The following is a 5,360-nucleotide window of genomic DNA, read 5'->3' on the forward strand; positions in this document are numbered from 1 at the left end:
GCACACAGGGCCCCGCCCGTGCCGGGGGCACCCGTGCCGAGGGCCTGCTCGCGGCGCAGACGCGTCTGCGCCGTGGGCGCATCCGTGGTGGGAGGCCGGCGTCGAGGCTCGGTGTCCGTCGGCTCGGGGTGGCGCGAGCGGCGGACCGGCCCCCGGTGCTGTGCCGACCGGCCCCCGCCCGGGGCGGGTCGCGGGGACCGAAGGTCCCTTCTGTGCGGGCCGGTGGGCCCGAGGTGCCGCCCAGCGGCCCGTTACCCCCGGAAACCCGATGATCGGAGCGCTATACAGAGGGTGTCGCCGGAGCCCGGCTCCGCGGACAACCCCCCTTCTCCGTCCCGTTGTTGGGAGACGCCATGCTGTCCGAAGAATCCGCCGCAGTGGTGCGGGCGACCCTGCCCGCCGTGGCCGGTGCGCTCGACGAGATCACCACGCGCTTCTACGGCGCGATGTTCCGTGACCGCCCGGAGCTGCTCGACGGACTGTTCAACCGGGGCAACCAGGCCAGCGGCGCCCAGCGCCGGGCACTGGCCGGGTCCATCGCCGGTTTCGCGCAGGCGCTGCTCGCCGACCCGGACACCCGCCCCGACGCCCTGCTGGCCAGGATCGCCCACAAGCACGCCGCCGTCGGCATCACCGACGACCAGTACACGATCGTCCACAAGTACCTGTTCGGGGCGATCGCCGAGGTGCTCGGGGACGCCGTCACCCCGGACGTGGCCGCCGCCTGGGACGAGGTGTACTGGCTGATGGCCGGGGCGCTCATCGCCCGGGAGGCGCGGCTGTACCAGGAGGCGGGGGTCCTCCCCGGCGAGGTCTGGCGACCCTGGACGGTCGTCGAGCGCCACGAGGAGACCCGGGACGTGGTGTCCTTCCTGCTGCGCCCGGCCGACGGCCGGCCCGCCCCGCCGGCCCGGGCCGGGCAGTACGTGAGCGTCCGGCTGCGGATGCCGGACGGGGTGCACCAGCTTCGCCAGTACAGCCTGTCATCGGACCCCGGTGACGACCTGCGCCGGATCACGGTGAAGCGGGTGGCCGGCGAGGCGGGCGCGCCCGACGGCGAGGTGTCCAACCTGCTGTTCGAGCAGGTCGGCACCGGCGACGAGCTGACGCTCTCCGCTCCCTTCGGCGACGTGTCGCTCGACGACGCCGACACGCCCCTGGTGCTGATCTCGGCGGGCATCGGCTGCACCCCCATGGCGGGCATGCTGGCCCGGCTCGCCGCCACCGGTTCCGGCCGCCGGGTGCTGGTCCTGCACGCCGACACCTCCCCCGACGACCACGCCCTGCGGGCCGAGGTGCGCGAGACGGTGGACCGGCTGCCGGACGCGGAGGCGGTGTTCTGGTACGAGCGGCCGGGCGCCGAGGAGCCCGGGGCCCGTACCGGGCTGATGGACCTCACCGGCATCGACGTCCCGGCGGACTCGACGGTGTACCTGTGCGGGCCGCTGCCGTTCATGCGGGCGGTGCGCGGCCAGGTCCTGAAGGCCGGGGTGCCGCCCCGCCGGGTGCACTACGAGGTGTTCGGGCCCGACCTCTGGCTGCCCGAGGCGGCCTGAGGCACGCGAGGGGCCCCGCACCGGCACGGCCGGCGGCGGGGCCCTTCACGGTGGCACCCGGTGTGCTCAGACCTCCAGTTCGGCCTCCAGACGGCGCAACTGGTGCCGGGCCATGGCCAGGTTGGCCCGGCCCGAGTCCAGCACCAGGTACAGGAACAGGCCGTTGCCGCCGCGGCCCTTGAGCAGGCGGATCAGGTGGTACTGGCTGCTGAGGGTGATCAGGATGTCCTCGATCTCGTCGTTCAGGCCGAGGTGCTCCATGGTGCGCAGCTTGGAGCGCACCACATCGGTGTTGCCCGCGGCGGCGACCTCCAGGTTGAAGTCCTTGCCGCCGCCCAGGGTGCCGAGGGCCATGCCGCTGGTGTAGTCGACGAGCGCGGCGGCCGTCGCGCCGTCGATGGAGGCGAGGCATTCCTTGAGCGCGGTCTCGGTGTTGGCCATGGGGTGTTCCTTTCGGTGGTGATCGGTGGTTCGGCCGGCCGCCGGGTGGTGTCGCGGCGTCGGCGGACAGAGGTGTCGGGGTCGGGTGGTGCGGGTGGGTCATCCGCCCGGCTGGGGGCGGGGCTGGTGCGCGGGCCGCTGCGGGGTGCGCACCGGGAGGGTGCCGATGCGGCGGGCCGGATCCGGGGGCGGCGCGGTGTGACCGCCCGTCACCGGGCGCTCGGCGTGCCGTCCGCCGCCCGGGCCGATGCGGGCGTCGACCAGGTCGGCGATCCGCACGCCGCTGCGCCGGCCCTCCAGGTGCAGCCGCCCGACGTTGACCCGGTCGTCGGCGAGGAGGGTGAGGACGGCGGTGGTGCCGGCCGCGTAGGTGGCGACGTAGCCCTGGGTGCCGCGGACGAGGAGTTCGCGGAACTCGCCGCGGGCGGCGGCGTCGGTCATGCGGTACGCGACGCCGAGGGCGGCGGCGGTCAGGGCGGCGAGGCCCTCCGGTTCGGTGTCGGGCACGTCCTGGGCGAGGACGAGTCCGTCGACGGTGGCCGCGAGAGATCCGGTCAGCCGGGGTACCCGGGTGCGGAGCCGACGCAGTTCGTCCAGCACGTCGGTCTCGACGGCCATGAGCAGTCTCCTTTCGGCACGCTGTCGACGCGCGCGGATCACAGTGCCTCCAAGGCGTCCAGGAGCCGTCGCAGCAGCGCTGTGTCGGGCTCGTCCCACGCCCCGCCGTGGGCGTCCGTGGGCCCTGCGGGAACGTCGGCGACGGCAGGGGGCGGTGCGGGGGTGACCAGGCCGTCGGCGGCCAGCCGGCGCAGTTCCACCAGGGTGTGGAAGGTGCGGCAGGCGAGGGCCGAGGCGATCTGCGCGGCGGTCCGGGCGCCGTCGACCAGGGCGAGGGTCCGGCCACGACGGGGCGGGAGGCCGGCCGGGTCGGCGGCCGGCAGGCGGGTGAGCGGGACGGTGTCGACGGCCGGGTCGGGCCAGATGCGGTGCAACAGGTCGCGGCGGCGCCGGGACTCGCGGAGCACGGAATCCACCGGGACGGGGCGGACCGCGCCGAACCAGTGGGCGACCCCGGCACGGAAGCGGGGCGCGGCGCCGTCGGGGGCGAGCGCGAAGTACGCCGCGTCGAACAGGGCGCCCAGGTGGAACAGTTCGAGCGCCCCGGTGGTGAGGCGTCCGCTGTCGATGAGCCGCCGGCCGACCCGGTGGCCGGCCCCGGCGTGCTCCACCGCCTCCCACCAGCCGTCCGGGGTGACGGCACCGCTGCGGGTGAGCAGGTCGCCGAGGTCGGGGCTGTAGCCGGATTCGACGTGGACGACGTGGCCCGCCGAGAGGTAGAGCACGCCGTACCGGGTGGTGAGGGCACCGGTGGCCCGGTCGGCGGCGAGGCTGCCGAGGAGTTCCGGGGCGGATCCGTCCGCGCGGGCGGTGGTCGTGGTCATCCGAGCACCAGTCGGTCCGCCATGTCGGCCAGCCGGATGCGGGCGAGGGCCAGATTGCCGTCCACGCGGTCGAGCCACAGGTAGAGGAACACCGTGCTGTCGAACGTGGTGATGACGAATCTCAGCAGGTGGTAGGCGTCCGCGGTGGTGAGGATCAGGTCCTGGACGGGCGGTTCCTTGCCCGCCGGGGCCAGGACGCTCGTGTCGCCCGGGGCGAGGGTGCCGCTCTCCATGGCGAGCCGGGCGAGCTCGGCGGTCTCCGCCGCCGTCGCCTCGGGGTCGTCCCCCGGGGCCTCGCCGACCGCCCCCAGCGCGAGCCCGCTGATCCAGTCGACCACGAGGGCCCCTCGGGCACCGGGCAGTCGCATGGCTTCCAGCAGGCTCTCGTCGATTCCGGGCACGCCGGATCCCCCTCCTCGCACGGCTGTACCGCGAACGTGACGTCGACGCTACGGTGTGTGCTCGACCGTGGTGGAGGCTTTGGCGTTTTCCGGGGGAATATGCGACACGGGCACCCCGGCCCTGGTAAGGTCCGCGCCCCGCACGCCCCCTCACCGCCCCGAACGGGCTGCGGAGAGTGTCGGGTTGACGCGGCCTCAGAGGGCCCGGCACCTGGTGCGGGCAGGGCCTTTCCCGATGCGGATGGTGGTCCGGCCCTGCCCGCGGCACCCCATTGTGGCGACGCCCGGGATGCGCGACCACGTGTGAGCGGCCCCTCCGCGTGCGCGCCGCGCACACCCCGCGCGCGCCGGGTCCCCGTACGCCCCCGCACATGCGGGCCGGGCGCGCGGGTAGACGCCGGTCGGGTCCGCCGTCCGGTGGACCCGTGTGCCGTCCGCCGGCCGGCGGCGGCGATACTGGCAGGACCGTTTGTCCCCCTTCCCGACAGGACCCATGCCGACCACCTCCACCGTCCGCGCCACGGTTCCCCCGACGGTCTGGCTGACCCGCGGCCGCCGCACCGGGACCGGCGCCGAGGACGAGATCCGAGACTCCTTGCGCGGGCTCAAGGACAGCAAGCACATCGACGACTACCTGGAACTGCCCCCGGCCGGGGACGAGGCGGGGGACCTGGTCTTCGAGGCCCGGACCCGCGTCGCCGGCGGGGTCGTGGTGCGGGCCCGGCTCGCCCTCTCGCCCCCCGGCGACGACGGCCGGGACTGGACCCTCGTCGCGGAGTCCGCGGGAGCGCTCTGGGACCTCGACTGGCCCGCCCCCACCGGCATGTTCCTGCCGCGGGACCCGGACACCGACTGGGACGCCGACCCCGCGACGGGACTGCGCCCGGGGACGATCCACCCACTGCCCGAGGACGACAAGGAGGTGCGGCGGCTGCTGCGGAACTGCGCCCGCAGCGGGAGCCGCATCCATGTCGTCGTCCACGAGGCCATGACCACCGACGAGCGGGGCCGGGTGCCGCTGGCGCACTGGCTGCCGCCCGGGCTGCGGCCCCTGGTGGTGGAGCACCGGGCGGCCCCGCACCAGTTGCGGGTCGTCAACTGGGCGCTGCGCGAGTCCGGCGTGGAGGTGCCGCGCGGCGGCGCGCTGGTGCTCCCCGGCCGGCCCGCTCCCGAGGGCTACGACGCGGGCACGCACTCGGTCCGGGCGGTCTTCCTGGACGGGACCGAACCGGCCGGCCTCGTCGCTGCGGTACGCGCGTACGCCGGGCTGGCGAGGCCGCTGCCGCCGGAGGCCGAGGGCGCGCTGACGGCGCTGCGCGAGGACTGGCACCTGCTCAGCCCGGAGGAGGAACTCGCCCGGGAGCGCGCGCTGGTGGCGATGTACGCCGAGGCGCTGGAGGCCATGACGAAGTCGAGGGACCTGTACCGCGAGGCGGCCGAGCGCGCGCACGAGGCGCTGGCGGCCTACCGGGAGTCGGCCGGGGACCCGCCGGCCGGCGGGCGGCCGTCCGGCGCCTCAG

6 protein-coding genes are annotated in these 5,360 nt (G+C 75.4%); 2 read left to right on the forward strand and 4 right to left on the reverse strand.

The features are described from left to right. The first annotated feature begins 353 nt into the window (after nt 1-353). Nucleotides 354-1,556 (forward strand): globin domain-containing protein, encoded by a 1,203-nt coding sequence (locus G3I53_RS01370; protein WP_164336645.1) that lies wholly within the window; start codon nt 354-356, stop codon nt 1,554-1,556. A gap of 66 nt (nt 1,557-1,622) precedes the next feature. Here G3I53_RS01370 and G3I53_RS01375 read toward each other — a convergent pair whose 3' ends face one another. The 4 genes from G3I53_RS01375 to G3I53_RS01390 form a co-directional block, all read right to left on the reverse strand. Further along, entirely contained in the window at nt 1,623-1,997 is a 375-nt protein-coding gene (locus tag G3I53_RS01375; RefSeq protein ID WP_164336643.1) for a hypothetical protein, read from the reverse strand. A gap of 99 nt (nt 1,998-2,096) precedes the next feature. After that, entirely contained in the window at nt 2,097-2,615 is a 519-nt protein-coding gene (locus G3I53_RS01380) for a roadblock/LC7 domain-containing protein (protein WP_164437943.1), read from the reverse strand. Between the two features lie 38 nt (nt 2,616-2,653). Then, on the reverse strand, nt 2,654-3,439 hold the full coding sequence (locus tag G3I53_RS01385) for a hypothetical protein (protein WP_164335017.1): 786 nt from the start codon (nt 3,437-3,439) through the stop codon (nt 2,654-2,656). Beyond that, nucleotides 3,436-3,840 (reverse strand): hypothetical protein, encoded by a 405-nt coding sequence (locus G3I53_RS01390; RefSeq protein WP_164335019.1) that lies wholly within the window; start codon nt 3,838-3,840, stop codon nt 3,436-3,438. Before G3I53_RS01390 ends, G3I53_RS01385 begins: the two co-directional genes overlap by 4 nt. A gap of 493 nt (nt 3,841-4,333) precedes the next feature. On the opposite strand from G3I53_RS01390, the gene G3I53_RS01395 reads away from it, so the two are divergent. Then, a partial coding sequence (locus G3I53_RS01395; RefSeq protein ID WP_164437944.1) for a hypothetical protein occupies nt 4,334-5,360 on the forward strand: 1,027 nt, incomplete at its 3' end.

Source organism: Streptomyces sp. SID14436 (assembly GCF_010548465.1).
Lineage (GTDB): Bacteria > Actinomycetota > Actinomycetes > Streptomycetales > Streptomycetaceae > Streptomyces.

What these genes read in the sequence shown, in the direction of transcription:
- G3I53_RS01370 (WP_164336645.1), top strand. Translation starts at nt 354, where the DNA reads ATGCTGTCCGAAGAATCCGCCGCAGTGGTGCGGGCGACCCTGCCCGCC.
- G3I53_RS01375 (WP_164336643.1), bottom strand. Translation starts at nt 1,997, where the DNA reads ATGGCCAACACCGAGACCGCGCTCAAGGAATGCCTCGCCTCCATCGAC.
- G3I53_RS01380 (WP_164437943.1), bottom strand. Translation starts at nt 2,615, where the DNA reads ATGGCCGTCGAGACCGACGTGCTGGACGAACTGCGTCGGCTCCGCACC.
- G3I53_RS01385 (WP_164335017.1), bottom strand. Translation starts at nt 3,439, where the DNA reads ATGACCACGACCACCGCCCGCGCGGACGGATCCGCCCCGGAACTCCTC.